The 1025-nt window shown below is 59.7% G+C and carries 1 pseudogene; it reads left to right on the forward strand.

Going from position 1 to position 1025, the window contains the following annotated elements:
- Nucleotides 1-91 precede the first annotated feature (91 nt).
- Nucleotides 92-1025: pseudogene (locus tag L691_RS29120) on the forward strand (hypothetical protein); the annotation flags it as partial.

The raw sequence follows: 1025 nt of genomic DNA on the forward strand, positions 1-1025 counted from the left end.
GCGACGATCTGCGGCAGTCTGGGCAGACTGGGAGCGGGACTGTACTGCTTGGAGCATGCGCTGCCCTACAGGGGCAGGGAGGGAACAGCGGATGAATTATCCCGCAAGCCGTCGGCGCGTTAAGCCTGTTGCTTCCTCCTCCGCAGCCTCATCTGGGATGACGTCCGGAACGGATGAAGCAAAGCAGAACAACCCGGATGGGCAGGACAGAACCAACAAGCGGGAGAGATTGGACAAGCGGAATATACAGTACAGCGGACGGGAGAATGGCGGTGGGGGACCGCGCAGCGGCCACGGCTCTGCGTCCCTGTCCCGGTTTTGGAAGCGGCGGTCCGGCCAATCGGGAACTATGCATCAAGGATCTGCACTACCGCATAATGCCGGGTCCGGCAAATCGAGAACTATGCACCAAGGGTCTGCACTGCGGCATATTGCCGGGTCCCGGCGTATGAACGGGACGGTTTGGATGGGGCAGACCGCTGCACTAACGGACTACGGAGGCGGAGCTGCTCCCGAACCACTGTCTTTCTGCTACCGGGCTCTGTTCTCCCTGTCCCTGTTCGGACTGTTCGCGGACTGGCTGCGTCCACTGTACCGGATGGATTTGGGGGCGGAGACGGAGAGGCTGCTGGGAGTTCTGGCGTTAATGGCCGCAGCGCTGCTTATCACCGGGTTGTTCCGGGCATCTCCTTGGCGTACGCTTCCGGTCCAAGCGGCCATTTTTGCGCTGTCATGGTTCTATTTATGCTCGTCGTCCGCAGGAGCGGCTTGGCCTGATGGTCTCCTCCAGACTATGGGGCATGACGGTCTCCTTCTCCTTTCCGGCAAAATCACTGAAATGACCGCCGCAAGCCGCCTTCTTATGCTGCTGGGAGGTTGGAGCCTGCTCGTCTTATCGGTGCAGCATCTTGCGCTGTTCAGGGGAAGCACATTGCTGTTCACATCCGTGACGCTGATTTATCTGCTGATCCTGGATAAGGGTCTTGGAAGCAATACGGCCTCTGACATCATACTGGCGGGGGGGG

Origin of the sequence: Paenibacillus zanthoxyli JH29, from assembly GCF_000520715.1 — a bacterium.
GTDB classification, from domain to species: domain Bacteria; phylum Bacillota; class Bacilli; order Paenibacillales; family Paenibacillaceae; genus Paenibacillus_AQ; species Paenibacillus_AQ zanthoxyli.